19 protein-coding genes and 2 pseudogenes are annotated in these 23,720 nt (G+C 72.4%); 16 read left to right on the top strand and 5 right to left on the bottom strand.

Features of this window, described 5'->3' with window-relative positions:
* Positions 1-33 precede the first annotated feature (33 nt).
* Together H0H10_RS07100 and H0H10_RS07095 are read left to right on the top strand one after the other, a co-directional pair.
* Complete coding sequence (locus H0H10_RS07100) at positions 34-927, top strand: carbohydrate ABC transporter permease (RefSeq protein ID WP_309141739.1); 894 nt, start codon at positions 34-36, stop codon at positions 925-927.
* A gap of 2 nt (positions 928-929) precedes the next feature.
* Positions 930-1,853 (top strand): carbohydrate ABC transporter permease, encoded by a 924-nt coding sequence (locus H0H10_RS07095; protein ID WP_188179988.1) that lies wholly within the window; start codon positions 930-932, stop codon positions 1,851-1,853.
* A 134-nt stretch (positions 1,854-1,987) separates the two neighbouring features.
* Here H0H10_RS07095 and H0H10_RS07090 read toward each other — a convergent pair.
* Positions 1,988-2,296 (bottom strand): annotated as a pseudogene (locus tag H0H10_RS07090) (metallophosphoesterase); the annotation flags it as partial.
* A gap of 185 nt (positions 2,297-2,481) precedes the next feature.
* On the opposite strand from H0H10_RS07090, the pseudogene H0H10_RS41170 reads away from it, so the two are divergent.
* The 5 genes and pseudogenes from H0H10_RS41170 to H0H10_RS07065 all read left to right on the top strand — a co-directional run.
* Positions 2,482-2,862 (top strand): annotated as a pseudogene (locus tag H0H10_RS41170) (FAD-dependent oxidoreductase); the annotation flags it as partial.
* 52 nt (positions 2,863-2,914) lie between these two features.
* Positions 2,915-3,655: a hypothetical protein gene (locus H0H10_RS40490; protein ID WP_262506237.1), complete on the top strand. Its 741-nt coding sequence runs from the start codon at positions 2,915-2,917 to the stop codon at positions 3,653-3,655.
* 714 nt (positions 3,656-4,369) lie between these two features.
* Positions 4,370-4,789, top strand: a complete 420-nt coding sequence (panD, locus tag H0H10_RS07075; protein ID WP_188179985.1) for an aspartate 1-decarboxylase — start codon at positions 4,370-4,372, stop codon at positions 4,787-4,789.
* A 25-nt stretch (positions 4,790-4,814) separates the two neighbouring features.
* Positions 4,815-5,159: a GNAT family N-acetyltransferase gene (locus tag H0H10_RS07070; RefSeq protein WP_309141738.1), complete on the top strand. Its 345-nt coding sequence runs from the start codon at positions 4,815-4,817 to the stop codon at positions 5,157-5,159.
* Between the two features lie 14 nt (positions 5,160-5,173).
* A complete protein-coding gene (locus H0H10_RS07065) occupies positions 5,174-5,818 on the top strand; it encodes an aspartate/glutamate racemase family protein (protein WP_188179983.1) in 645 nt (214 codons plus the stop codon).
* Between the two features lie 869 nt (positions 5,819-6,687).
* Here H0H10_RS07065 and gnd read toward each other — a convergent pair.
* On the bottom strand, positions 6,688-8,127 hold the full coding sequence (gene gnd, locus H0H10_RS07060; RefSeq protein WP_188179982.1) for an NADP-dependent phosphogluconate dehydrogenase: 1,440 nt from the start codon (positions 8,125-8,127) through the stop codon (positions 6,688-6,690).
* A 328-nt stretch (positions 8,128-8,455) separates the two neighbouring features.
* On the opposite strand from gnd, the gene H0H10_RS07055 reads away from it, so the two are divergent.
* Positions 8,456-9,790, top strand: a complete 1,335-nt coding sequence (locus H0H10_RS07055) for a transglycosylase family protein (protein ID WP_188179981.1) — start codon at positions 8,456-8,458, stop codon at positions 9,788-9,790.
* Between the two features lie 25 nt (positions 9,791-9,815).
* On the opposite strand, the gene H0H10_RS07050 is transcribed toward H0H10_RS07055, so the two are convergent.
* Positions 9,816-11,048 (bottom strand): DMT family transporter, encoded by a 1,233-nt coding sequence (locus H0H10_RS07050; RefSeq protein ID WP_188179980.1) that lies wholly within the window; start codon positions 11,046-11,048, stop codon positions 9,816-9,818.
* 226 nt (positions 11,049-11,274) lie between these two features.
* Here H0H10_RS07050 and H0H10_RS07045 point away from each other — a divergent pair, with 226 nt between their 5' ends.
* The 6 genes from H0H10_RS07045 to H0H10_RS07020 all read left to right on the top strand — a co-directional run bounded on the left by H0H10_RS07045 (position 11,275) and on the right by H0H10_RS07020 (position 20,478).
* A complete protein-coding gene (locus H0H10_RS07045) occupies positions 11,275-12,042 on the top strand; it encodes a (2Fe-2S)-binding protein (protein ID WP_188179979.1) in 768 nt (255 codons plus the stop codon).
* A gap of 38 nt (positions 12,043-12,080) precedes the next feature.
* Complete coding sequence (gene glgA / locus H0H10_RS07040) at positions 12,081-13,232, top strand: glycogen synthase (RefSeq protein ID WP_188179978.1); 1,152 nt, start codon at positions 12,081-12,083, stop codon at positions 13,230-13,232.
* Positions 13,233-13,282: 50 nt separating this feature from the next.
* Entirely contained in the window at positions 13,283-14,503 is a 1,221-nt protein-coding gene (glgC, locus tag H0H10_RS07035; protein WP_188179977.1) for a glucose-1-phosphate adenylyltransferase, read from the top strand.
* A gap of 164 nt (positions 14,504-14,667) precedes the next feature.
* The gene (locus tag H0H10_RS07030) at positions 14,668-17,280 is read left to right on the top strand and encodes a PA14 domain-containing protein (protein ID WP_188179976.1); all 2,613 of its coding nucleotides are present in this window, start codon (positions 14,668-14,670) and stop codon (positions 17,278-17,280) included.
* A 258-nt stretch (positions 17,281-17,538) separates the two neighbouring features.
* Positions 17,539-18,879 (top strand): wax ester/triacylglycerol synthase family O-acyltransferase, encoded by a 1,341-nt coding sequence (locus tag H0H10_RS07025; protein WP_188179975.1) that lies wholly within the window; start codon positions 17,539-17,541, stop codon positions 18,877-18,879.
* Between the two features lie 105 nt (positions 18,880-18,984).
* Positions 18,985-20,478 (top strand): SDR family NAD(P)-dependent oxidoreductase, encoded by a 1,494-nt coding sequence (locus H0H10_RS07020; protein ID WP_188179974.1) that lies wholly within the window; start codon positions 18,985-18,987, stop codon positions 20,476-20,478.
* A 199-nt stretch (positions 20,479-20,677) separates the two neighbouring features.
* Here H0H10_RS07020 and H0H10_RS07015 read toward each other — a convergent pair whose 3' ends face one another.
* Entirely contained in the window at positions 20,678-21,115 is a 438-nt protein-coding gene (locus H0H10_RS07015) for a hypothetical protein (protein WP_188179973.1), read from the bottom strand.
* A 463-nt stretch (positions 21,116-21,578) separates the two neighbouring features.
* On the opposite strand from H0H10_RS07015, the gene H0H10_RS07010 reads away from it, so the two are divergent.
* Together H0H10_RS07010 and H0H10_RS07005 are read left to right on the top strand one after the other, a co-directional pair.
* Entirely contained in the window at positions 21,579-21,752 is a 174-nt protein-coding gene (locus H0H10_RS07010; RefSeq protein WP_188179972.1) for a hypothetical protein, read from the top strand.
* A 59-nt stretch (positions 21,753-21,811) separates the two neighbouring features.
* On the top strand, positions 21,812-22,294 hold the full coding sequence (locus H0H10_RS07005) for a GNAT family N-acetyltransferase (RefSeq protein WP_188179971.1): 483 nt from the start codon (positions 21,812-21,814) through the stop codon (positions 22,292-22,294).
* A 33-nt stretch (positions 22,295-22,327) separates the two neighbouring features.
* Here the strand turns inward: H0H10_RS07005 and H0H10_RS07000 are convergent, their stop codons facing one another.
* On the bottom strand, positions 22,328-23,671 hold the full coding sequence (locus H0H10_RS07000; protein WP_188179970.1) for an amidase: 1,344 nt from the start codon (positions 23,669-23,671) through the stop codon (positions 22,328-22,330).
* Between the last annotated feature and the right edge of the window lie 49 nt (positions 23,672-23,720).

The raw sequence follows: 23,720 nt of genomic DNA, 5'->3' as shown, positions 1-23,720 counted from the left end.
CGCGACAGCCGTCCCGCCCAACCAGGAGCAACAGTGAAAACCACACGTCACCCGCGGTCCACGGGCTATGCCGTCTTCCTCGCGCCGGGCCTGCTGCTGAGTCTGCTCTTCCTCGTCGTCCCGCTGGTGATGACCTTCTACTACAGCCTGACGGCGTGGCAGGGCATCGGCGACCCCACCTTCATCGGCCTGGACAACTACACACGCCTCTTCCAGGACGCCGACTTCTGGGCCTCCTTCCGCAACATCGCCTTCGTCATCATCGGCATCGCCGTCGTGCCCACCCTGCTCGGCCTGTTCCTGGCCGCGCTGCTGTTCGACTACATCGGCAAGAAGCACGGCGACGGGATCGTCGGCATCTTCCGATCCGGCCTCTACCTGCCCCAGGTCATCCCCGTCGCCGTCACCGGCCTGATGTGGGGCTGGATCCTCGCCCCCGAAGGCGCCGTCAACAGCGTCCTGGACACCATCGGCCTCGGCTCCCTCGCCGAGAACTGGCTCGGCGACCCCGGCCTCGCCCTCTGGGTCGTCCTCGGCGTCCTCGTCTGGATGCAGCTCGGCTACCCGCTCGTCCTCTTCATGTCCGGCCTGCAGCGCATCGACCCCGAACTCTACGAGGCCGCCTCACTCGACGGCGCCTCCTGGTGGCAGCGCTTCACCCGCATCACCGTGCCCATCCTGCGGCCCGAGGTCTACGTCGTCCTCGTCACCACCACCATCGCCGGCCTGAAGGTCTTCGCCCAGATCTTCGTCCTCACCGGCGGCGGCCCCGGAAACTCCACCCTCGTCCCCGCCTACTTCGCCTACCAGAACTTCTTCGAACGCGCCGACGTCGGCTACGGATCCGCGATCTCCAGCACCATCACCCTGCTCGTGCTGGTCATCGCCGGAACCATGCTCACCCGCCAGGCCCGCGAGGACGGATGATCATGACCACCGACACCACCACCCCCGTCACGTCCCGCCCCGAGAAGACACACACCCCCGGCCCTTCCGCCCCCACCCGCCGGCGGAAGAACAGGGCACCCGGCAGGCGCGGCGCAGGCTCCTACGCCGTGGTCGCCGCGGTCACCGTCTTCGTCCTGGCCTTCCTCGCCCCGTTCGCGATCATCCTGCTCAACTCCTTCAAGACCAGCGCGGACTACCGGACCAACGGGTCACTGTCCTGGCCCGAACGCTGGAACTGGGACATCATCGGCGACGTCTGGGAACGCGTCGACTTCACCCAGAAACTCATCAACAGCATCCAGATCAGCCTCGGCGTCGTCCTCATCGCCGTCGTCCTCGCCCTCTTCAACGCCTACGCCATCGGCATCGGCCGCGTCCGCTGGCGCACCGCCTTCCTCGTCTTCTTCCTCGGCGTCAACGTCCTGCCACAGGAAGGACTGGTCTACCCCATCTACTACCTGTTCAAGGAGACGGGCCTGTACGACGGAAAGCTCGGCTACACCATCCTCGTCGGCATCACCTACAGCGCCTTCGGTACCTACCTGCTGTCCTCCGTCTTCAGCAGCTTCCCCCGCGAGCTCATCGAGGCGGCCTCCCTCGACGGCGCCGGCCGCTGGACCATCCTGTGGCGCATCATCCTGCCCATGAGCTGGCCCACCCTGTCGGTGATGTGCGTGTTCTTCTTCGTCTGGAGCTGGAACGAGTTCCTCTACCCTCTCGTCCTGCTGATCTCCAACGACAACCAGACCGTCCCCCTCGGCCTGTCCGTCATGCAGGGCCAGTACACCAGCGACCCCACCGCCATGAGCGCCGCCGCCCTCCTCGGCGTCATCCCCATGGTCGTCTTCTTCCTCATCTTCCAGCGCTCCCTCACCCGCGGCGTCACCGCAGGGGCCGTCAAGTAACCCTCCCACCAGGGGGCCCATGCCACCCCGGATCCGGCCAGCACCTGCCCCGCCGCCGGATCCGGGGTTCAACCATCACGTGGCGAAGACGCGGAACGGCGGCCCCCGGAAGCCGGCGCCGCGGCTGGTGTGGAGGCCCGGTCCTGACCCTCGGCGATGCCGGCCACGGTCAGGACGAGCCGCAAGAAGACACCGGGCAGAACGGACCAGGTGAACAGGACCCAGCTGGTGCCCAGCAACGTGTCACCGACGATCGCCGCCCGGTCCTGCTGGCGCCGCCCGTGGCCGCGCGCCATCGCGAGCGGCATACCGACGAGGCCGAGGGTGAACACAACTGTGCCGACCAGCGTGACGGGCAGCGGCCAGTGCCGGCTCGTGCGCAGGAGCACCCAGCACGGCACGGCCCACAGCAGGACGGGGGCGACCAGGGGGACGTAGCGCATCAGGCGGTGCAGTCGGCTCCGCCGCGGGGCTCGCGCTTCACCCTCGGCGGGCGGGCGCTGCTGGTGTCGGTTCACGCTTCCCCTCCCTGACAGCGTTGCGTCAGCATCGGTCCTGACACGTTCCGCGAAGTGATGGCGTCTCCGAGTCAGCAAGTGGCCAGCATCGGGCCGGAGGGTGTCCGGCCTTGCTGGCCTGCATCCGTGACAGGGGCCCGCTGCGGCGCCCGGCACCTTGCCCGGAAGGCTTGTACGTAGCTCGGTGCGGGCTTCCGCGACGGACGGATGGCGGGAAGGCACCCAGTCCTCGGCACGAACCCGGACGCGGGGCGAGCTCGCGCAACGCCGGCCAGCTGGGTAGCGTGCCGGGCGGTGACCCGCAGCTCCTGAGCGCCCTGCATCCCCGCCGCTTTCACGGTCTCGTCCGCCTCGCCGAGGAAGCCGTCGATTTCACCGAGAAGCTGATCGACCGGCACGGCATCGACTGTGAGTACGAGCGGACGGGCAACGTCGCGGCGGCGGTCTCCCCAAGACAGCTCCGGATCGCGAAGAAGAAGGCAGCCGGTCCTCTTCCTCGCCTCCGCGCAGAAGGACGAGCGCACGCTGGAGGGCAAACTCACCGTGGGCAGTACGGAAATCGAGGCGAGGACGGAGGAATGCCAGGACCCCAAGAGCTGGAACCTGAGCGCGAAGGCCGAGAGCATCGCCTTCAGCGACATCAGCACCTTGGCCGAGCAGACCATGGGCAGCGGTCTGCCCGCCTCCTTGGCCGGGCTGACCTTGCAGGAACTCAGTTTCACCGTCGAGTCCACCGACTCCAGACGAAGGTTCGAGGCGAAGGCGCTCGCCGAGTTCCCCCTGACTGCCGATGTCCGGACCCAGGTCGGACTCGACATGAAGATCGCCATCAATGACGGCACCGCCAAGAAGGACACCACCGAGGGGGACACCACCGAGGGGGCCACCACCGCGAAGGAGGGCGCCGCCAAGGACGGCACCACCAAGGACCGCACGACCGAGGTCACGGTCAAGGGCTCCTTCGCCCTCGGCCGTGTGGAAGCGGAAGAGCCGTTGCTGCAGTTCGAACTGGAGGCGGACAAGGACCCGGAATCGATGGGCCTGACCGCGACATCGTCCTTCGAGGACGGCATCCCGCTCGGCAAGGTGCTCGCCGCCCTGCTGCCCGCGACCGCCTCACCGACGGCAGGTCTGCCGGACCTGCTCCCTCCCGTTGAGAAGATCTCGCTGCGCTACACCGCGCCGAAGGCGCCCGAGGTGGCCTCCCTGGTCCTGACTGCCGAAACTCCGCGAGGAGACCACGCCGTCCTGGTCCTTGCGGGACGTCACGGCGAGAAGCAGTGAGGGGACGGACGGAACAGCGGGTCGCCGCCCGCCACGCGGAGGGCGGACAGCTCCCGCGCGTCCCGCACGTCTCGACCGCCGTCCCTCATCATGGGACGTGGCCATCGTCTCGGTCCATATGAAGCCACACGCGAGGCTCCTCGTAGTCGAGAATGCTCTAGGTAGCCCCCGTTGCACGGCCAGCACCCCCATGCCCTCGAGTCCAAGATGATCAAAGTAGGTGGCTCCGTCCCCGGGCGACAGTGACGGGGGGACTCTCGTACGCACTGGGCGCACCGGCGTGAGACTCCTATTTGACGCTCTGGGCGCCCGGCGGCTCTCATCCGGGACTCAAAGGCATGTCTGACCTGCTGCTTTCCTGCCAAGGTCACTCGCAGGAGCTGCTGCGCCGGGCACAGCTGCGCCAGGACTTCGGCGCTGTCCTACGTGCACATCCCGTTGACCGGACCCTCCAGGCCGCCCGAGTGACGGTCATCACGGATGCCCTTGAGGGGGTGCTGCGTAGGCTTGAACCGTCGTCGCAGGGGGGACGGGAGAGCGGGCGAAGCCTTCCTCCAGTCACCTGACGGGGCGTCAGAAGAGTCAGCAAGTGGTCAGCATGAGTCCTGAAGAACCTGGGGAAAGCTGCCCGGACGTGCGACTCGTTGTAGGGTGTGGAAACAGCCCTTGACCTGCAAAAACGTAGGCAGGGAGCCTACCTGTGGGAGTGCCCCGATGTTGCGTACCATGTTCAAGTCCAAGATCCATCGCGCCACCGTCACCCAGGCCGACCTGCACTACGTCGGCTCCGTGACCATCGACGCCGATCTGCTGGACGCCGCCGACCTGCTGCCGGGCGAGCTCGTGCACATCGTCGACATCACCAACGGCGCACGGCTGGAGACCTACGTCATCGAGGGCGAGCGGGGGTCCGGTGTGATCGGGATCAACGGCGCCGCCGCTCATCTCGTCCACCCCGGGGACCTGGTGATCATCATCAGCTACGCTCAGGTCACCGACGCCGAGGCGCGGTCGCTGCGGCCCCGGGTCGTGCACGTGGACGCCGACAACCGCATCGTCGCCCTGGGTGCCGACCCTTCCGAGCCGGTACCGGGCTCGGACCAGGAACGCAGCCCGCAGGCCGTGTCGGCCTGACCCCGTTCGCACGAGGAGCGTGCCCGTGAGCGACATCGAGATCCGCGACGACCGGGCGGCCGGCCGCCTGGAGGCGGTCGACGGCGACGAGGTCGTCGGCCGCATCGAGTACTTCGTGCTGGAAGCCCCCGAGCGGGCCGTCGTCCCCGTGCACACGATCGTCGAGCCGGCCCACGAGGGCAAGGGCATCGCGGGCTCCCTGGCGCGTGAGCTGTACGACGCCGCGCGGCGCGAGGGCGTCGCCGTGGCCCCGCTGTGCCCGTACGTCGTCAGCTGGGCCCAACGCCACCCTGACGAGGCCCCCGCGGCGGACCCCGAGCTGCTGCGCGCGGCCGAGGAGTGGCTCCGGGCGCATCCCGACCGGTTCTGACGAGGGCCGCGCGCGTGCTGGCCCTGCTGCACACCTCACCCGTCCACGTCCCGGTCTTCGACGCGCTGCGCGACGAAGACCACCCGGGTCTGGAGCTGAGGCACCTCGTGCACGCCGAGCTGCTGGACCGGGCTCGGCGAGAGGGGACCGAGGCGGTGACAGGCTCGGTGCGGGCCGTGCTGCGGGGCGCGGTCGCCGACGGCGCGCGGGCCGTGCTGTGCACGTGTTCGACGATCGGTGGTGTCGCCGAGGCGGCCGCCGGCGTCGGCGGAGTCGGGGTGCCGGTGCTGCGCGTCGACCGGCCGATGGCCGCCGCCGCGGTCGCCGCCGGTCCGCGGGTCGTCGTCCTCGCCGCCCTGGAGAGCACGCTCACGCCGACGGTGGCACTGATCGACGAGGAGGCCCGGCGCGCCGGACGTCCCGTCGAGGTGCGGACACGCCTGGTCGACGGCGCCTGGCGCCGGTTCGAGGCCGGGGACCTGGAGGGCTACCTGCGTCTGGTAGCTGCCGCGGCAGACTCGGTCGCCGCCGCGGACACGATCGTCCTGGCCCAGGCGTCCATGGCGCCCGCCGGACAACTGACGCGGGCCACGGTCCCGGTGCTGGCCAGTCCCGCCTCGGGGCTGGCGGCCGGCGCGGAGGCGGCGCGCTTCCGATAGCCCGCCCCGCCCGTGCCTGCCCTGCCGACTCGCACCGGCCCGTACCGGCCGCCATGTGCGGCTACGTACAGGCGTGTCGGCTTGCGTCGACCCGCGTCGGCCGTGCCGCTTGTATGCGGCTCTTTGTCGGCCGACTGCCGGTGCGTGCCGACACCCGTACCGGCCGCAGCGGGCTGTGCCCTGGCCTGCGTCGGCCACTACCGGCCCGGGTCCGTCCGTGCGGGGCCCGTCCGCAAGAGCCCCGTTGGCCGGGCTGCTGCCACCTGGGTCACCTGGGCCACCTGGTCCCCGCCCTTCATGCGGGGGAGTGAGTGCGCAGGCGGTCGTCGGGTAGGCGGGGGACAAGTCCAGAGCCCAAGTCGACCGACTGGCCGGAGGACACCGCCATGACCAACCCGTACCCGGATCCCGTTCCCCCGGGCCCCACCCCCGGCCCGGACCCCCAGCATCCGCAGCCGCCGTACCCGGATCCGGTCCAGCCTCCCGAGCCGCCTCCGGGCCCGACCCCGACCCCTCCGCCGCCTCCGGGCCCCGGCCCGCAGCCGACCCCTCCGCCGCCCCCGGGTCCCGGACCGACCCCGCCGCCCCCGGGCCCAGGGCCGACGCCGCCCGCGCCTCCGCATCCCGGTCCCCCCGAGCCCTCGCCGTCCCCGATCCCGCCGGGACCGGAGCCGGTGCCGAACCCGGAACCGGGGCCGCCGCTCACCTGAGACGCACGGCACCGGTCCCGCGCAGCGGAGCGGTGGGCGGCCGCATACCGGTCGCCCACCGCTCCCTTACGCCCGGGCTCCTACGCCCGGGCCCCGCGTCATGGGCCGTGCGTCATGGGCCGTGCGGTGCCGCCCGAACCCCGGGCGCACGGACGGCGGCTACGCCGTGACCTCCGAGCGGTCCCCGCCCCACAGCGTGTGGAACGACCCCTCCCGGTCCGTCCGCCGGTACGTGTGCGCCCCGAAGAAGTCCCGCTGCCCCTGCGTCAGCGCGGCCGGCAGCCGCTCGGCGCGCAGGGCGTCGTAGTAGGCGAGGGCCGCGGCGAAGCCGGGTGTCGGCACGCCCTGCCGGGTCGCGGCGATCAGCACCTCGCGCCAGTCGTCCTGGGCGTCCGCGATCTCCTGCGCGAACGTCTCGTCCGACAGCAGGCTCGGCAGGTCGGGCCGGGCGTCGTACGCGGCGCGGATGCGGTCCAGGAACGCGGCGCGGATGATGCAGCCGCCGCGCCAGATCGAGGAGACCGCGCCCAGGTCGATGTCCCAGCCGTACTCCGCGCTGCCCGCCGCGATCTCGTGGAAGCCCTGCGTGTAGGACACGATCTTGGACGCGTACAGCGCCTGCTCCACCCGGTCGGCGAAGGCACCGGCCTCCGACTCGCCCAGCGGTGCGGCCTTCGGACCGGCCAGCCCGCGCGAGGCCTCGCGCAGCGCCGCGTGCCCGGACAGGGAGCGGGCGAAGACCGCCTCCGCGATGCCGGACACCGGCACACCCAGGTCGAGGGCGATCTGCACCGTCCAGCGGCCCGTGCCCTTCTGCTCGGCCTGGTCGACCACCACGTCCACGAACGGCTTGCCCGTCGCCGCGTCCACGTGCGACAGCACTTCCGCCGTGATCTCGATCAGGTACGAGTCCAGGCGGCCGGTGTTCCAGGTGCGGAAGATCTCGGCGATCTGGGCGGGGGAGTACCCGGCGACATCGCGCAGCAGCTGGTACGCCTCGCCGATCAGCTGCATGTCGGCGTACTCGATGCCGTTGTGCACCATCTTCACGAAGTGGCCGGCGCCGTCCGGTCCCACATGGGTGACGCAGGGCGCGCCGTCCTTCGCCTTCGCGGAGATCTTCTCCAGCATCGGGCCGAGCGAGTCGTACGACTCCGTCGAGCCGCCCGGCATGATGCTCGGCCCGTGCAGGGCGCCCTCCTCGCCGCCGGAGATGCCGGTGCCCACGAAGTGGATGCCCCGCTCGCGCAGGTCGCGCTCCCGGCGCCGGGTGTCCGCGAAGTGCGCGTTGCCCCCGTCGATGATCATGTCGCCCGGCTCCAGCAGCGGGGCGAACTCCTCGATCACCGCGTCGGTCGGCTCGCCGGCCTTCACCATCACGACCAGGCGCCGCGGGCGCTCCAGCGCCGCCACGAAGTCCTTCGCGGTCTCGGCCGCGATGAAGTCGCCCTCGTTCCCGAACTCCTCCACCAGCGCGTGCGTGCGCGAAACGGTCCGGTTGTGCACCGCGACCGTGTAGCCGTTGCGGGCGAAGTTGCGGGCCAGATTGCGGCCCATGACCGCGAGACCCGTGACGCCGATCTGGGCTGTAGTACTCATTGGGTTGGCTCCCTGGTGACCTAGGTGTCTGTGGTGCCGATGGTGCCGATGGTGCGATTGGTGTCTGTGGTGCCGGTGGTGCCCCGCCAGTATGGCCTTTGCCGCCGTCCGACCATGCTGACGTGCCGGTACGCGCGCCGCACTTCCTGGCCCGGCGGAATCCAGTACGCGGCGGAAGGGGCCGGCGCCTCAGCGGACGGCCACCCGTTCCGGCCAACGAGTGCCGGTTCCCGGCCACTTGGGTGGACAACCGGCCGATAGCCGTCTTGTCCCGGCCAGTTCGCAGCGCTTACTTTTGCCCCTCCTGACGCAATGTCGAGGGGGATTCATGGCCGTACGCGGCCGGCACCGCCGGTATCAGCCGAACAGGATCAACCGCGCCTCCCTTACCGTCACCGCGAGCGGTGCCGGAATGGCGCTCCCACTCATCGGCACCGGCACCGCCCAGGCGGCCGACGTGGACACCTGGGAAAAGGTCGCCGCCTGCGAGTCGAGCAACGACTGGGACATCAACACCGGCAACGGCTACTACGGCGGACTGCAGTTCACCCAGTCCACCTGGGAGGCGTTCGGCGGCACGCGGTACGCGCCGCGCGCGGACCTGGCCACCAGGGACCAGCAGATCGCGGTCGCCGAGAAGGTCCTCGACGGGCAGGGGCCCGGCGCCTGGCCGGTCTGCTCGGGGCGGGCCGGACTGACCCGGGGCGGCGACGCCCCCGACATCCGCCCGGCCGGTGACGCGGGACGGGAGATGGGCCCGCAGCGGGCGGCCGGGAAGTCCGCCACGACCACCGGGAAGTCCGCCGCCACCGGCGGGAAGTCCGCCACCGACGGGAAGTCCGCCGGAAGGTCCGCCTCCGCCGAGGACGTGCGGCCCCAGACCACCCCGCAGTCCCGGGCCGGCAAGGCCCGGATGTACACCGTGGTCACCGGCGACACGCTCTCCGGCATCGCCGACGCCCAGCAGGTCCGGGGCGGCTGGCAGCGGCTGTACACCGCCAACCGCGCCGAGATCGGAGCCGACCCCGACCTGATCCTGCCGGGCCAGCGGCTGGCACTGCGCGGCGAGGGAGCCGCCGCGGCCTCCCGCAGCGGGACCCGGACGCCCGAGCGGGCGCCGACGAAGCGGAAAGAGTCCGGGCAGCCGGCGAAGACGTCCCCCAAGACCGCCAAGGAAAGCAGCACCAGGGACAACGCCAAGAAGAGCACCAAGGACAGCAGCACCAAGGACACTGCCCAGCAGAAGGCCACGACCCATCGCGCCTTCGTGGCCCCCGTCGACGCACCCACGGGCACGCCCTACCACCAGGCGGGCTCCTCCTGGTCGAAGGGCTACCACACCGGCGTCGACTTCCCCGTACCCACCGGTACGTCCGTCAAGTCCGTCGCGGCCGGCCGTGTTGTCAGCGCCGGCTGGGAGGGCTCCTACGGGTACCAGGTGGTGATCCGGCACAACGACGGCCGCTACTCCCAGTACGCCCACCTGTCGGCGATCACCGTGAAGGACGGACAGAGCGTCGGTGCCGGCCAGCGCATCGGCCGCTCGGGGTCCACCGGCAACAGTACGGGCCCGCATCTGCACTTCGAGGTGCGGACGGGGCCCGGTTTCGGTTCGGACGTCGACCCGGTGGCCTATCTGAGGGCCGGCGGCGTCAGGCTCTGATCCTCCTCGATCCTCCTCGGCGGCGTCAGGAGCCGATCCGCACCCGGCGCCGCTCCAGGGCGGACAACGGAATGCAAGGAGCGCCGTAGAAAGGGCCGTAGACGAGCAGTGGACCGGCCGGACCGGCGGGCTCCGCGGCCTCCCGGCTCTCGTACGTCTCCCCGGAAGAGGACTCCGGCGCCGGCACCAGCACCTTGTCCGCAAGCGCGGCGCCCGGCTGCTCCGGCACCCGGGCGAGCAGAACGCCCTCGGCCGGTACCGGCTCGGGCAGCCCCGCGAGCGTGGCCACCCCGGCCGGCACCGACTCGTCGGAGCCTGCCGCCGGTCCCGCGGCCGCCGGCCCCGCGGACGCCAACTCCGCGGCCACCGGCTGCGCGGCGGCCACCCCGGACACCTCGGTCTCCCCGGTCGCGCCGGACTCCCGCTCCGTGCGCGCGATGCGCTCCGTCGTCAGCAGGATCAGTCCGCCCGCGGCCAGCACACCGCAGCTCAGGGCGAGCGCGGTGCCGGTCGTGCCGTAGCGGAAGGTCTCTCCGAACATCGTGATGCCGACCGCGGCCGCCACCACCGGGTTCACGACCGTCAGCGTGGCCAGCGGCGCGGCCAGACCGGCGCCCCGGTACGAGGCCTGCGACAGCAGCATGCCCGCCGTGGCCAGGACGCCGATCACGGCCAGGGAGGGCAGGTCGGCGCCCGACACCCCGCCCGTCCAGTCGACCGCCACCGTCTTGGTGAACACCGAGGACATGCCGAAGGCGATGCCGGACGCGGTCGCGAGCAGCATGCTGCGCACCGCCGGGTGCCGGTGCGCGGCCCGGCCCGCGATCATCAGTGCCACGACCGCGCCCGCCGTGACGAGGGCCACCGACACGCGCTGCGCCGTGTCCAGGGACTGCGCGTCGGAGGCGCCGACCAGGGACAGCAGTCCCGCGAGGCCGACCGTCGCCATGATCGCGCCCCGCCAGGCCGTCGCGCCGGCCCGGCGGCCGACGAAGAGCGCCGCCATGGGCAGCGCGAACACGATGGTCAGCGCACCCAGTGGCTGCACGAGGCTCAGCGGGCCGTAGGCGAGCGCCACGACGTGGAGGAGACCGCCGAGGCCGTTGAGAGCCACCGCCGCCCACCAGCTCGGCCGGCGCAGCGGGGCGTACTTGGCACCGGGTGAGGACGCCGCGACCCGCTCCTGCACGATCGCCCCGCCCGCGTACGCCACGGCGGAGACGAGCGACAGCAGCACGGACAACGCGAGGGCGCTCATCGGCAGCTCCTCTGCGTGAGGCGAGGCCCTCGGGCCCGGCGCGGCGAACGGTCGTCTTCCATGGACAACACGATGCCGTCCCGGGGGCTTCCCGTCGTCGTCCCTGAGCACTCATTGGGTCATACTGCCGATGGAGTACGACAGGGGCCCCCTCATCCCCAGGGTGGGCTGCACCGGGCGGCGACCCTCTGGTGGGGTCCCCTAGGGGACTTGGTACTACTGCTCCGTGCACCCCGACCCGGACTTCGCCGACGGCCTCGCCGCCCTCCGCCCGCTCGGCGGCTTCTTCGTCCTGCGGCCGCCGGGACCGCCGCCCCGGCGGCTTCCCACGCTCTCACAGGTGTACGGGGACCGGCCACCGGATGTTCACGACGACCCCCTGGCCTTCCGGGTCCGCAAGGTCGAAGCCGCCCTCCGCGCGCCCGAGCCGCGGATCGCCGCCTCCGTCGCCCACCAGGGGCTCGCGGCCCGGCTGTGGTCGGTGACGCTCGGCTGCGCCGCCGTGTACGGCGCCGTCCCCGACCTCGACCCGCGTCTGCTGCACTGGGACCCGGACGGCTCCGCCCCCGACGACCTGTGGCTCGCCGAGCTGCGCCCACGGCCGGCGGACACCGCGACGGTCGCGGACACCGTCCTGCACGCCCACCTCCTGCCGCTGGCCGGGGCACTGCGCGCCCGGTACCGGGTCGCGGCCGGGCTGTTGCGAGGGAACGCGGCCTCCGCGCTGGTCGGCGCGGCCCGGGAAGTGGACCGCTGGGCCGGCCGCCACGGCCGCACCCGGGCCGCCGCCCGCACCCGCTCCCTGACCGCCGGCCTGCTCGCCCACCCCCTGCTCGCCGGCGCCGGCACCCTCACCGGCACCGCCTTCCGGCGCCGCAGCTGCTGCCTGTACTACCGCGTGCCCGGCGGCGGAGTCTGCGGGGACTGCTGCTTCCGGCACCCGCCGCGGTTTCCCCCGCCCCCGCGCTCTTCCCCGCGCGCCCCGTCTGGGTGACCATGAGGGAACCAGCCGCCGAAACGGGGAGGTTCCGGGTGCGTGTGGGACTGCTGACCCGGGAGTTCCCGCCGGACGTCTACGGCGGCGCGGGCGTCCACGTCGAGTTCCTCGCCCGGGAACTCGCCCGGCTCGTCGACCTGGACGTGCACGCCTGGGGCGAGGGCCGCGGCGACGGTGTGCTGCGCCACCGCTCCTGGACGGCGCTCGACGGCGCCAACGACGCCCTGCGCACCTTCTCCGTGGACCTCGCCATGGCCGCCGGCCTCCAGGACTGCGAACTGGTCCACTCCCACACCTGGTACACCAACCTCGGCGGTCACCTCGCCAAACTGCTCCACGGCGTCCCGCATGTGATGACCGCCCACTCCCTGGAGCCGCTGCGCCCCTGGAAGGCCGAGCAACTCGGCGGCGGCTACGCCCTGTCGAGCTGGGCCGAACGCACCGCGATCGAGGCCGCCGACGCGGTGATCGCCGTCTCCGGCGCCATGCGCGAGGACATCCTCGGCTGCTACCCGGCGCTGGAGCCGGGCCGCGTCCACGTCGTGCACAACGGCATCGACACGAGCCTGTACCGGCCCGACCACCGCACCGACGTCCTGGACCGGATCGGACTGGACCGCTCCCGCCCGTACGTCCTGTTCGTCGGCCGCATCACCCGCCAGAAGGGCGTGCCCCATCTGCTGCGCGCCGTGCGGGACATCGACCCGGCGGCACAGGTCGTGCTGTGCGCGGGCGCGCCGGACACCCCCGAGATCGACCGGGAGTTCCGCGACCTGTTCCGGGAGCTGAGCCGGGCCCGCGAGGGTGTGCACTGGATCCCGCGCATGCTGCCGCGCCCGGAGGTGGTCCAGCTGCTGACCCACGCCGCCGCCTTCGTCTGCCCCTCGGTCTACGAGCCCCTGGGCATCGTCAACCTGGAGGCGATGGCCTGCGGCACGCCCGTCGTGGCCTCCCGGGTCGGCGGCATCCCGGAGGTCGTCGAGGACGGCCGCACCGGCCTTCTCGTGCCCCTGGACGACGACTTCGAGGCGGGGCTCGCGCGGGCGCTGGACACCGTCCTCGGCGACCCGGAGGCCGCCCGGCGGATGGGGGAGGCGGGCCGGGAGCGCGCGGTGGGCGAGTTCGGCTGGGACACGGTCGCCCGCCGCACGGTCCGCCTCTACGAGGAGGTCCTCAAGCAGGCGTAGGCCGTCCCGCCCGGGGCGGCCGAGGGTGAACGAGGGTGAGGGGAGCGGCCATGCGTCGTGGTGGTCCTTCGGTGCTCGGGATCGTGCTGGCGGGCGGGGAGGGCAAGCGTCTGATGCCCCTGACCGCGGACCGGGCCAAACCCGCGGTCACCTTCGGCGGCACGTACCGGCTCGTCGACTTCGTGCTGTCCAACCTGGTCAACGGCGACATCCTGCGGATCTGCGTGCTGACCCAGTACAAGTCGCACTCGCTGGACCGGCACATCACCACCACGTGGCGGATGTCCAGCCTGCTCGGCAACTACGTCACGCCCGTCCCCGCCCAGCAGCGCCTGGGCCCGCGCTGGTTCCTGGGCAGCGCCGACGCGATCCTGCAGTCGCTGAACCTCGTGCACGACGAACAGCCCGAGTACGTCGCGGTGTTCGGCGCCGACCACGTGTACCGGATGGACCCGCGCCAGATGCTCGCCCAGCACATCGAGTCCGGCGCCGGCGTGACCGTGGCCGGAATCCGCGTGCCGCGCGCCGAGTCGTCGTCGTTCGGCGTGATCGGCCCCGGGTCCGACGGCCAGACCGTCACGAGCTTCCTGGAGAAGCCGGCCGACCCTCCCGGGCTGCCCGGCGACCCCGAGCGCGTCTTCGCCTCGATGGGCAACTACGTCTTCACCACCAAGGCCCTCGTCGAGGCCCTGCACCGCGACGCCGAGGACCCGGACTCCGTGCACGACATGGGCGGTTCCATCCTGCCCCGGCTGACCGACCGGCGCGAGGCCCAGCTGTACGACTTCAGCGCCAACCACGTCCCCGGCGAGACGGCCCGCGACCAGGGGTACTGGCGGGACGTCGGCACCCTCGACGCGTACTACGACGCCCACATGGACCTCATCGCCGAGCGTCCCGCCTTCAACCTCTACAACCGCGACTGGCCCATCTACACCCACTCCAACCAGCTCTCGCCCGCCCGTTTCAACGCCGGCGGCATGGCGAGCGAGTCGATCATCAGCGCGGGGTGCCTCGTGCGCGGGCAGGTCACGCGGTCCGTGCTGTCGCCGGGCGTGGTGGTCGACCCCGGAGCGGTGGTGCAGGGCTCGGTGCTGCACGACAACGTGCACGTGGGCCGGGGCGCGGTCGTGCGCGGGGCGGTGCTGGACAAGAACGTGGAGGTGCCGCCGGGCGCGACCATCGGCGTCAACCCGGACCGGGACGCCGAGCTGTACACCGTGTCCAAGAACGGTGTGATCGCCCTGGGCAAGGGACAGCGGGTGCCGTAGCGCGACAGGACCGCGGCGGCCCCGGGACGGGAGGTTCCCCCGGGGCCGTTGTCATGTCCCTGGACGGGAAGCGGAATTCGTGCTGTCATGCCGACTGCCGTTGTGTGACAACGTTGTACAGAGCCTGAGCACGAGCCGCCACCCTTCCTCGGAGGAGAGGATCCGTGCGCATCAGACGACTCAGAGACCGCCTCACCCTGCTGCTCGCCGCGGCACTCGGCATCGCGGGACTCACCGCGGCGCCGCCCGCGAGCGCGGCCGGCGAGGACGCCGCGGAGGTCCACGGCCTGAAGGGCGAGTACTACACCCACTCGGCCCCCGGCGCCTTCGACTTCCACGAACTCAAGGCCACCGGCTTCGACCGGCAGCTCGACTTCGACAACCTGGAACCGCGCCTGAGCTTCGCCACCGGACAGTCGGACGACGTCAGCGTCCGCTGGACGGGGCGGCTGGTGCCGGAGAAGACCGGCCCGCACACCTTCTCGATCACCGGCGACAACGGCTTCCGCCTGTGGATCGGAGGGCAGCTCGCCATCGACCACTGGGTCGACGACTGGGACCGCGAACAGACCGCCGAGCCCGTCGAACTGACGGCGGGCCGGGCCTACGACATCAAGCTGGAGTACTTCGAGCACTACGGAGGCTCCAACCTCCACCTGCGCTGGACCGAGCCCGGCGGCACCAAGGAGCCCGTCCCGCAGTCGGCGTTCCGCCTGCCCGAGGGCTTCGACTACAACGGGGCGACCGAGGCCACCGTGCTCGCCGACGGCCGCACCCTCAGGCTCGGCTTCGCCCGGCCCCTCGCGGCGGTCCCGGCCGGCTTCACCGACCACCTCGAAGCGGTCATCGGCGGCGCCGAGTGGCCCCTGGGAACGGCGAAGGCCGACCCCGCCGATCCCACCGCCCTCCTCGTCGCCCTGGACGAACCGGTCGTCGGCAACAGGACCGGCACCGCGCGCGGCACCGCCGACATCCGCTACGACGGCGAGGGCGGCCTCACCGATGCCCGCGGCAACGTTGTCGGGCCGTTCTGGACCAGCGGATCGAACCGCTCCACGTACGAGCTGCGCACCGAGTGGGCGGACGAGGTCGGACCCCGCAACGCCCTCCCGGAGTACCCGCGTCCGCAGCTCAGGCGTGACGAATGGCGCAACCTCAACGGGCACTGGCAGTTCGCCGCCGCGGAAGCGGGCGAGCAGCCGCCGGTGGGCCGCGACCTGGGGGAGCGCATCCTCGTCCCGTACCCGGTGGAGTCGCAGCTCTCCGGCATCCAGCGGCACGAGGACCGCATGTGGTACCGCCGCACCTTCACCGTCCCCGCCGACTGGGACATCGGCTCCGGCAAGCGGCTCAGGCTCAACTTCGGCGCCGTCGACTGGCAGTCGCAGGTGTACGTCAACGGCGTCGAGGTCGCCGAGCACAAGGGCGGGTACGACAAGTTCAGCGCCGACATCACGGACGCGCTCAAGCCCGGCCGAACCCAGGAACTGATCGTCGGCGTCTACGACCCCACCGACGCGGCGAGCGGCGAGAACCCACCGCTGGGCAAACAGCGTCTGGACCCGAGCGGCATCTGGTACACGCCCAGCTCCGGCATCTGGCAGACCGTCTGGATGGAGCCGGTCGCCCCCGACCACGTCGACTCCCTCAAGCTGACCCCGGACGTCGACGCCTCGACGCTGACCGTCGAGCCGAAGGGTGTGCGCGACGGCGTACGGATCACGGCCACCGCGTACGCCGGACAGCGCAGGGTGGCCACGGCGAGCGGCCGCACCGGCGAGCCGCTGACCCTGCGGATCCACGACCCGCGCCTGTGGTCGCCCGACGACCCGTTCCTGTACGACCTGAAGGTGAGCGTCGGCGCCGACCGCGTCGACAGCTACTTCGGAATGCGGTCGATCGCCGTGGAGAAGGTGAACGGCGTGCCGCGCACGCTCCTCAACGGCGAGCCCGTGTTCCTGATGGCCACCCTCGACCAGGGCTTCTGGCCCGACGGCCTGCACACCGCGCCCACCGACGAGGCCCTGGCGTACGACCTGAAGCTGCACAAGAGGCTCGGCTTCAACTCGGTGCGCAAGCACATCAAGGTCGAACCGGACCGCTGGTTCCACTGGGCCGACCGGCTGGGCCTGCTGGTGTGGCAGGACATGCCCGCGATGACCGCGGGGGTGAACCCGAGCGCCGACGCCCGCGCGGAGTACGAGCGCGAGATGAAGGAGATGATCGACGAGCACATCAGCAGCCCGTCGGTCGTCATGTGGGTCACCTTCAACGAGGGCTGGGGCCAGTACGACATCGGCCGGGTCGCCGAGCAGGCCAAGGCCTGGGACCCGAGCCGCCTGGTCAACAACCAGTCCGGCCTGAACCTCGGGGCCGACGGGGGCGCCGGCGACATCATGGACGAGCACGGCTACCCGAGCCCGGCCCTGCCGCCCCACCCGGACGGCGAACGCGCCCTGGTCAGCGGCGAGTACGGCGGCCTCGGCCTCGCGGTGCCCGGACACGCCTGGTCCGTGCAGCAGAGTTACGTCGACGTGGACCCGGCGACGTACACCGACGACTACCTGGCCAAGCTCGACGAGGTGCGCGCGCTCGTCTGCCGGGGAAGCAACGGCGCCGTCTACACCCAGATATCCGACGTCGAGGGTGAGCTGAACGGGCTGACGACCTACGACCGCAAGGTCCTCAAGCCGGACGTCGAGCGGATGAGAGCCGCCCACGAGGCACTGATCCGCGACGCCTCCCGGCCCGCTCCCGCGGGGTGCCCGGCCGCCTGAGCGCCCCACGGACACGCCGGCCCCGCCCCATCCGGTCGCCCCGGGTCCACGGTCGGCCCGCAGCCGTCCGGGTGGGGCGTGACGGCACAGGCGCCGCCACCAGCGCCGACGTAACCACAGGTGCACCATGAGTCCCGCTGCTTTCACAGAGCGGGACTTTAATCTGCTGTTAACTGTGCGTAGCTTGATCGTACTTGACCGTAATCGGCGGAGGGCGATTGACTGCTTGTCCACCCGTCGTCATTGCGAGGCAAGCCCTTGACTTCCGATCTGCTCGCTCCCCTCGACCTGGCGTTCTGGAACATCGAATCCCCCGAGCACCCCATGCACCTCGGCGCGCTCGGCGTCTTCTCGGCCCACTCACCCACCGCGGGGGCCCACGCGGCCGACCTCCTCGCGGTCCGCGCGCCCGCCGTGCCCGGTCTGCGGATGCGGATCCGGGACGTGTGGCAGCCGCCCCTCGCCCTGCGCCGGCCGTTCTCCTTCGGCGGCGCGACCCGCGAGCCGGATCCCGGGTTCGACCCCCTCAACCACATCCGCCTGCACGCCCCGACGACGGACTTCCACGCGCGGGCCGGCCGCCTCATGGAACGCCCGCTGGAACGCGGCCGGCCGCCGTGGGAGGCCCATGTGCTGCCCGGGGCCGACGGGGTGTCCTTCGCCGTGCTCTTCAAGTTCCACCACGCCCTGGCCGACGGGCTGCGGGCACTGACACTCGCCGCGGGCATCCTCGACCCGCTGGACCTGCCCGCGCCCCGCCCCCGCCCCGAGGAACCCCGCCGCGGCCTCCTGCCGGACGTGCGCAGACTGCCCGGGATGCTGCGCGGCGCCCTGTCCGACGCGGGCCGCGCCCTGGACATCGGGGCCTCGGTCGCCCTGTCCACCCTCGACGTGCGCTCCTCCGCCGCGCTCACCGCCGAGCCCTCCGGCACCCGCCGCACCGCCGGAGTGGTCGTCGACCTCGACGACGTCCACGTCGTCCGCAAGACCGTCGGCGGCACCGTCAACGACGTGCTGATCGCGGTCGTCGCCGGCGCCCTGCGCCGCTGGCTGGACGAGCGCGGCGACGGCAGCGAGGGAGTGGCGCCCCGCGCCCTGATCCCCGTCTCCCAGCGCCGCCCGCGCACCGCCCAGCCACCGGGGAACCGGCTCTCGGGCTACCTGATACGGCTTCCGGTCGGCGACCCGGACCCGCTGTCCCGCCTGGGCTCGGTGCGCGCCGCCATGGACCGCAACAAGGACGCCGGACCCGGGCGGGGAGCCGGAGCGGTCGCCCTGCTCGCCGACCACGTTCCGGCGCTCGGCCACCGGCTCGGCGGCCCGCTGGTCGGCCAGGCCGCCCGGCTCTGGTTCGACATCCTGGTCACCAGCGTGCCCCTGCCCAGCCTCGGCCTGCGGCTCGGCGGCCATCCGCTCAACGAGGTCTACCCGCTGGCGCCGCTGGCCCGCGGCCACTCCCTGGCGGTGGCGGTCTCGACGTACCGCGGACGGGTCCACTACGGCCTGGTCGCCGACGCGAAGGCGGTACCGGACCTCGACCGGCTGGCCCGGGCCGTGACCGAGGAGGTGGAGACACTCATCACTGCCTGCGGTCCCTGACCGTCGCGGGTTTGGCGGCACCGCCCGGCGCTCCGTAAAATCCCCCGTTCGAAAGCGGACGCGTCTCGGAGCGCCGCGACGGTGACCGAAGGAACGGCTGCGGCGATGACGGTGACACAGGACGGCTCGGCGACCACGGACGAGGTGGCGTACGGCCCCGGGATCGACCCGGAGCGGCTCGCCGTCTGCCTCAGCGTGCTGGAGGAACTCGACAAGCTGGAGGTCGACCACCCCGACGCCGTCCTGGTCCGCCGGGCCACCTCGCACATCTACCGGACGGTCAAGCAGCGCCGCCGCCAGGAGCGCCGGGCCGCGAAGACCGCCCACGACAAGGCGGTGACCGAGGCCACCGCCACCGGGTCCGCCCAGCGCATCGACGACGAGACGGAAGGCATCCTGCCCTCCTCCCGTACCGAGGAGGGGACGATCGCCGGGATACTCCAGCGCCCCCGGTCCTGCTACACCTGCAAGCAGCGGTACGTCGAGGTCGACTACTTCTACCACCAGCTCTGCCCGGAGTGCGCCGTCGAGAACCGGTCCCGCCGCGACGCCCGCACCGACCTCACCGGCAGGCGCGCGCTGCTCACCGGCGGCCGGGCCAAGATCGGCATGTACATCGCGCTCAGGCTGCTGCGCGACGGCGCCCACACCACGATCACGACCCGCTTCCCCAAGGACGCCATCCGCCGCTTCACGGCCATGGACGACTCCGCGGACTGGATCCACCGCCTGGAGGTCGTCGGCATCGACCTGCGCGACCCCGCCCAGGCCGTCGCCCTGGCCGACCAGGTCGCGGAGCAGGGACCGCTCGACATCCTGATCAACAACGCCACCCAGACCGTGCGCCGCCTGCCGTCCGCGTACGCCGCGCTCGTCGAGGGGGAGAGCGCCCCGCTGCCGGCCGGTGAGCTGCCCGCCCACCACGTCATCGGCGCCTTCGGCTCCGGCTCGGTCGACGGGCTGGCCGCGCTGCCCGCCGGCGTCAGCGGACTCGACGCGCAAGCCGTGGCCGACCTCGCCCTGGTCGCCGGCAACGCCAGCGTGGTCCGCCACCGCGAGGGCACCGCCATCGACGCGGGCGGCCTGGTCCCCGACGTCGTCGACACCAACACCTGGGTGCAGACCATCGACCAGATCTCCCCCGTGGAGCTGCTGGAGACCCAGCTGTGCAACTACACGGCGCCGTTCATCCTCATCAGCAAGCTCCGGCCGGTGATGGCCGAGGCCGCGCGGCGGGCGTCCACCGGGCGTGCGTACGTCGTCAACGTCTCGGCGATGGAGGGCGTCTTCGGCCGCGGCTACAAGGGCGCGGGCCACCCCAACACGAACGCGGCCAAGGCGGCCATGAACATGGTGACGCGGACCAGCGCGAAGGAGATGTTCGACACCGACCGCATCCTGATGACGTCGGTCGACACCGGCTGGATCACCGACGAGCGGCCCCACTACGACAAGCTGCGCCTGGCCGACGAGGGCTTCCACGCCCCGCTCGACCTGGTCGACGGCGCGGCCCGCGTCTACGACCCGATCGTGCGCGGCGAGGCGGGCGAGGATCTGTACGGCGTCTTCCTCAAGGACTACGCGCCCGGCAAGTGGTGACGGCAGCGGCGGGCCGACGGCCCTAATCCGGTGGCCCGTTCGCCGGGCGGCGTCCTACGGTGGGTGCGAGCGCCGGGGTGCCCGGTGCGCCGGTCACGCGTACTTCGTGGTTCGATCCCATGCAGGCCCACCCCTGGGCCTGTCGCCCCGTCGGGGGGCACCGCGCGGCCACCTCGATCTCGGGCACACCCGGGGCCGCTCAGTCGACGGCGCCCAGCCGCGAGTTCCGCGCCGCCACCAGCTCCAGCACGGTGCGCCAGTCCTCCAGGACACCGGCGTCGAACACCGCGGTACGGGCCTCCTCGTCCGCCTGGCGCAGCCTGAGCAGGTCGTCGTCGGGCGCGGCCGCCGCCTGGGTGTGGCGGCGCAGCAGGCGGGCGACGCGTGCGCCGAGCAGGGGCCGTACCGCCTCGGCCGTACCGCCCGCCGGATCTCCGGGCCACAGCAGCCGGCCCACCGGACACACCAGGCCGGCCACCTGGAGCTCCTTGTCGGCGGGCCGGGCCCGGCGCAGCAGCGCCGCGGTGCGCAGCGCGTGGCCGTGCAGGTCGCCGGCTCCGCCGCCGGGGCAGGTGAGCCGTGCGCCCCGGCAGGCGTACAGCAGGTCCATCAGCTCCTCGACGCTGCGCAGTTCCATGCCTCGGTCCTCCCGTGAGACGGCCGTCGCCGTCCGGCAGCAGACCATGGCGAGCTTGCGGCCCAGCCAACGCCAACTGAACGCCCCTTCGCCTCCCGGATGCGAAGGGCGGGCGGCCCTGGCCACCGAAGGGGTGGGCAGCAACCAGTGCACAAGCGGACAAACAGGGATGTAATGGGTGCGTGTGTGCACGCAGCGGCGAGCAATGATTACCCGATGTTTACAGCCCCATAGAGCGCACCCCCGCTCATTTGGTTAATCTGTAGGGGACGGACAGCAGTACGGGGCCCTACCCACACCCACCGTCCGTCAACGGGACAAGCCGGTTCACCACGGCCTGCTCGCGAGTTGCCGGCGCCACCGCGTCCGAACTGCATTCGAACCAGACCCGAGCGGGCGCCGGGTGCCGGACGGCAGACCTCCGGCGGGCCCCGAGGGTGACCCGACACATAAGGAGTGCGCGGTGACACCGGAGAAGACGAACCGCGATCAACGCCCCAAGGAACGCACGGAACGAGCACCCCGCCGGCCCGGAGAGATCGGCATCCTCGACGTGTGGGCCCGGTCCGCCCCCATCCGCCTCGCGGGGTACGAGGACGACCTCGCCGAGCCCCACATCCTGCCGAGCGTGGACTGAGAACACCGCAGGGGGACCCCAGGACGCGCCGGCCGCATGGGCGTGCGAGACTCACGCCCATGCTGATCAGGGAAGCGACCGCCGACGACTGGCCGCACATCTGGCCCTTCTGGCACCGCATCGTCGCGGCCGGCGAGACGTACGCCTGGGACCCGGCCACCCCCGAGGACGAAGCCCGGGCCCTGTGGATGAACCCCGCGAAACGCGTCTACGTCGTCCAGGACGACGCCGGAGCCATCGTCGCCTCCGCCTACGTCACCCCCAACTACGGCGGCCCCGCCGCCCGTATCGCCAACGCCGGCTTCATGGTCGACCCCGACCGGGCCGGCCGCGGCGTCGGCCGCGCCCTCGGCGAACACGTCCTGGCCGCGGCGAAGGCCGACGGGTACCGGGGCATGGTCTTCAACGCCGTCGTCGAGACCAACCCGGCCGTCAAGCTCTGGACCTCGCTCGGCTTCACGATCCTGGGCACGGTGCCGGACGCCTTCGAGCACCCCCGGCACGGGCTGGTCGGCCTGCACATCATGTACCGCGCCCTCTAGGGACCGCGCGGTCGGGCTCCGGTCGGGTCCCGCTCAGGCCGCCGGCGCCGTCCGCCGCCACGGACGCAGCCGCTCGATCTGCTCCGCCAGCTCCAGCAGCGCCGCCTCCGACCCCGGGCGCCCCACCAGCTGCACGGCGCAGGGCGCCCCCGAGGCCAGGGTGCCGAACGGCACCGCCATCGCGGGCCAGCCGGTGAGGTTCCACGGCGGAGTGAAGGGCGAACAGGCCGAGTTGGCCGCCATGTTGCGCAGCCAGCCCCGCTCGTGCCAGGGCCCCGCCTCGGGGGAGCGGCGGGCCAGCGCCGGTGTGAGCAGGACGTCGTACTCGGCGAAGAACGGCTCCAGGCGCCGGCGCAGCCGCTCCCGTTCCGCGCCGGTGGCCACCGTGCGCACGAAGCGCCGTCCGACGGCCGCGTGCACCCGCGTGCGCCGGGCCAGCCGCCGCGGGTCCAGGCTCCGGGCGTCCACGGACGTACCGGCCGTCCAGTGCGTCACCGCGGTGAGACCCAGCGACGCCGGGTAGGGCGGGTCGGCCCGGCGCACCTGGTGTCCGGCCTTCATCAGCACCCCGGCCGCCTCGCGGACGGCCGCCCGGTACGCCCCCGCCACCGGGACGCCCGCGACCGGGCTGCGCAGGGAGGCGGCGACGCGGAGGGCGCCGGGCTCCTCACGGCGGAACGGGCCGCCGTCCGCGAGGACCGTGAGCACCAGGCGCGCGTCCTCGACGGTCGTGGCCAGCGGTCCGTTCTCGGACATGCCGAACCAGTCGCCCTCGCCGATGCCGGCCGGGACGACGCCGTGCCCCGGCTTGAGGGTGACCAGGCCGCAGTTGGCGGCCGGTATGCGCAGCGAGCCCATGCCGTCGTTGCCCAGCGCGACCGGCACCAGGCCGGCGGCGACCGCGGCGGCGCTGCCGCCCGACGAACCGCCCGCCGTGCGCGCCGGGTCCCACGGGTTGCGGGCGGTGCCGTACACGCCCTCCGTGGTGCCGAACACGCACAGCTCGGGCACGTTCGTCAGCCCCACGACCACCGCGCCGGCCGCCCGGAGCCGGGCCACCGTGACGTGGTCGGCGCCGGCCGGTGTGTCCGGTGTCGCGGCGGAGCCGTTCCGGGTGGCCTCACCGCGCACCGCGAGGTTGTCCTTGACCGCCACCGGCACGCCGGCCAGCGGCAGTTCGGCCAGATCGCCGCGGGCGCCCACCTCCTCGGCCTCGGCGAGCGCCGCCTCGGCCCGCACCGTGCGGAAGGCGCCGACCCGGTCGCCCCACCGCTCGATCCGGGCCAGGTGCGCGGCCACCACCTCGCGGGGCGTGACCCGCTTCTCGCGTACGGCGGCGGCGATCTCGGCGGCGGTCCGGCCGGCCCAGCTGGTCACGGAGGGCTCCTCGGGGTGCGGTGGGGCGGGATTACTGGCGAGTACGTGG

The organism is Streptomyces griseicoloratus (assembly GCF_014534645.1).
GTDB classification, from domain to species: domain Bacteria; phylum Actinomycetota; class Actinomycetes; order Streptomycetales; family Streptomycetaceae; genus Streptomyces; species Streptomyces griseicoloratus.
The sequence above is the reverse complement of the archived record's forward strand: the minus strand, read 5'-3'. Positions and strand labels throughout refer to the sequence as shown.

What these genes read in the sequence shown, in the direction of transcription:
- H0H10_RS07095 (WP_188179988.1), top strand. Translation starts at nt 930, where the DNA reads ATGACCACCGACACCACCACCCCCGTCACGTCCCGCCCCGAGAAGACA.
- panD (WP_188179985.1), top strand. Translation starts at nt 4,370, where the DNA reads ATGTTGCGTACCATGTTCAAGTCCAAGATCCATCGCGCCACCGTCACC.
- gnd (WP_188179982.1), bottom strand. Translation starts at nt 8,127, where the DNA reads ATGAGTACTACAGCCCAGATCGGCGTCACGGGTCTCGCGGTCATGGGC.
- H0H10_RS07055 (WP_188179981.1), top strand. Translation starts at nt 8,456, where the DNA reads ATGGCCGTACGCGGCCGGCACCGCCGGTATCAGCCGAACAGGATCAAC.
- H0H10_RS07050 (WP_188179980.1), bottom strand. Translation starts at nt 11,048, where the DNA reads ATGAGCGCCCTCGCGTTGTCCGTGCTGCTGTCGCTCGTCTCCGCCGTG.
- glgC (WP_188179977.1), top strand. Translation starts at nt 13,283, where the DNA reads ATGCGTCGTGGTGGTCCTTCGGTGCTCGGGATCGTGCTGGCGGGCGGG.
- H0H10_RS07020 (WP_188179974.1), top strand. Translation starts at nt 18,985, where the DNA reads ATGACGGTGACACAGGACGGCTCGGCGACCACGGACGAGGTGGCGTAC.
- H0H10_RS07015 (WP_188179973.1), bottom strand. Translation starts at nt 21,115, where the DNA reads ATGGAACTGCGCAGCGTCGAGGAGCTGATGGACCTGCTGTACGCCTGC.
- H0H10_RS07005 (WP_188179971.1), top strand. Translation starts at nt 21,812, where the DNA reads ATGCTGATCAGGGAAGCGACCGCCGACGACTGGCCGCACATCTGGCCC.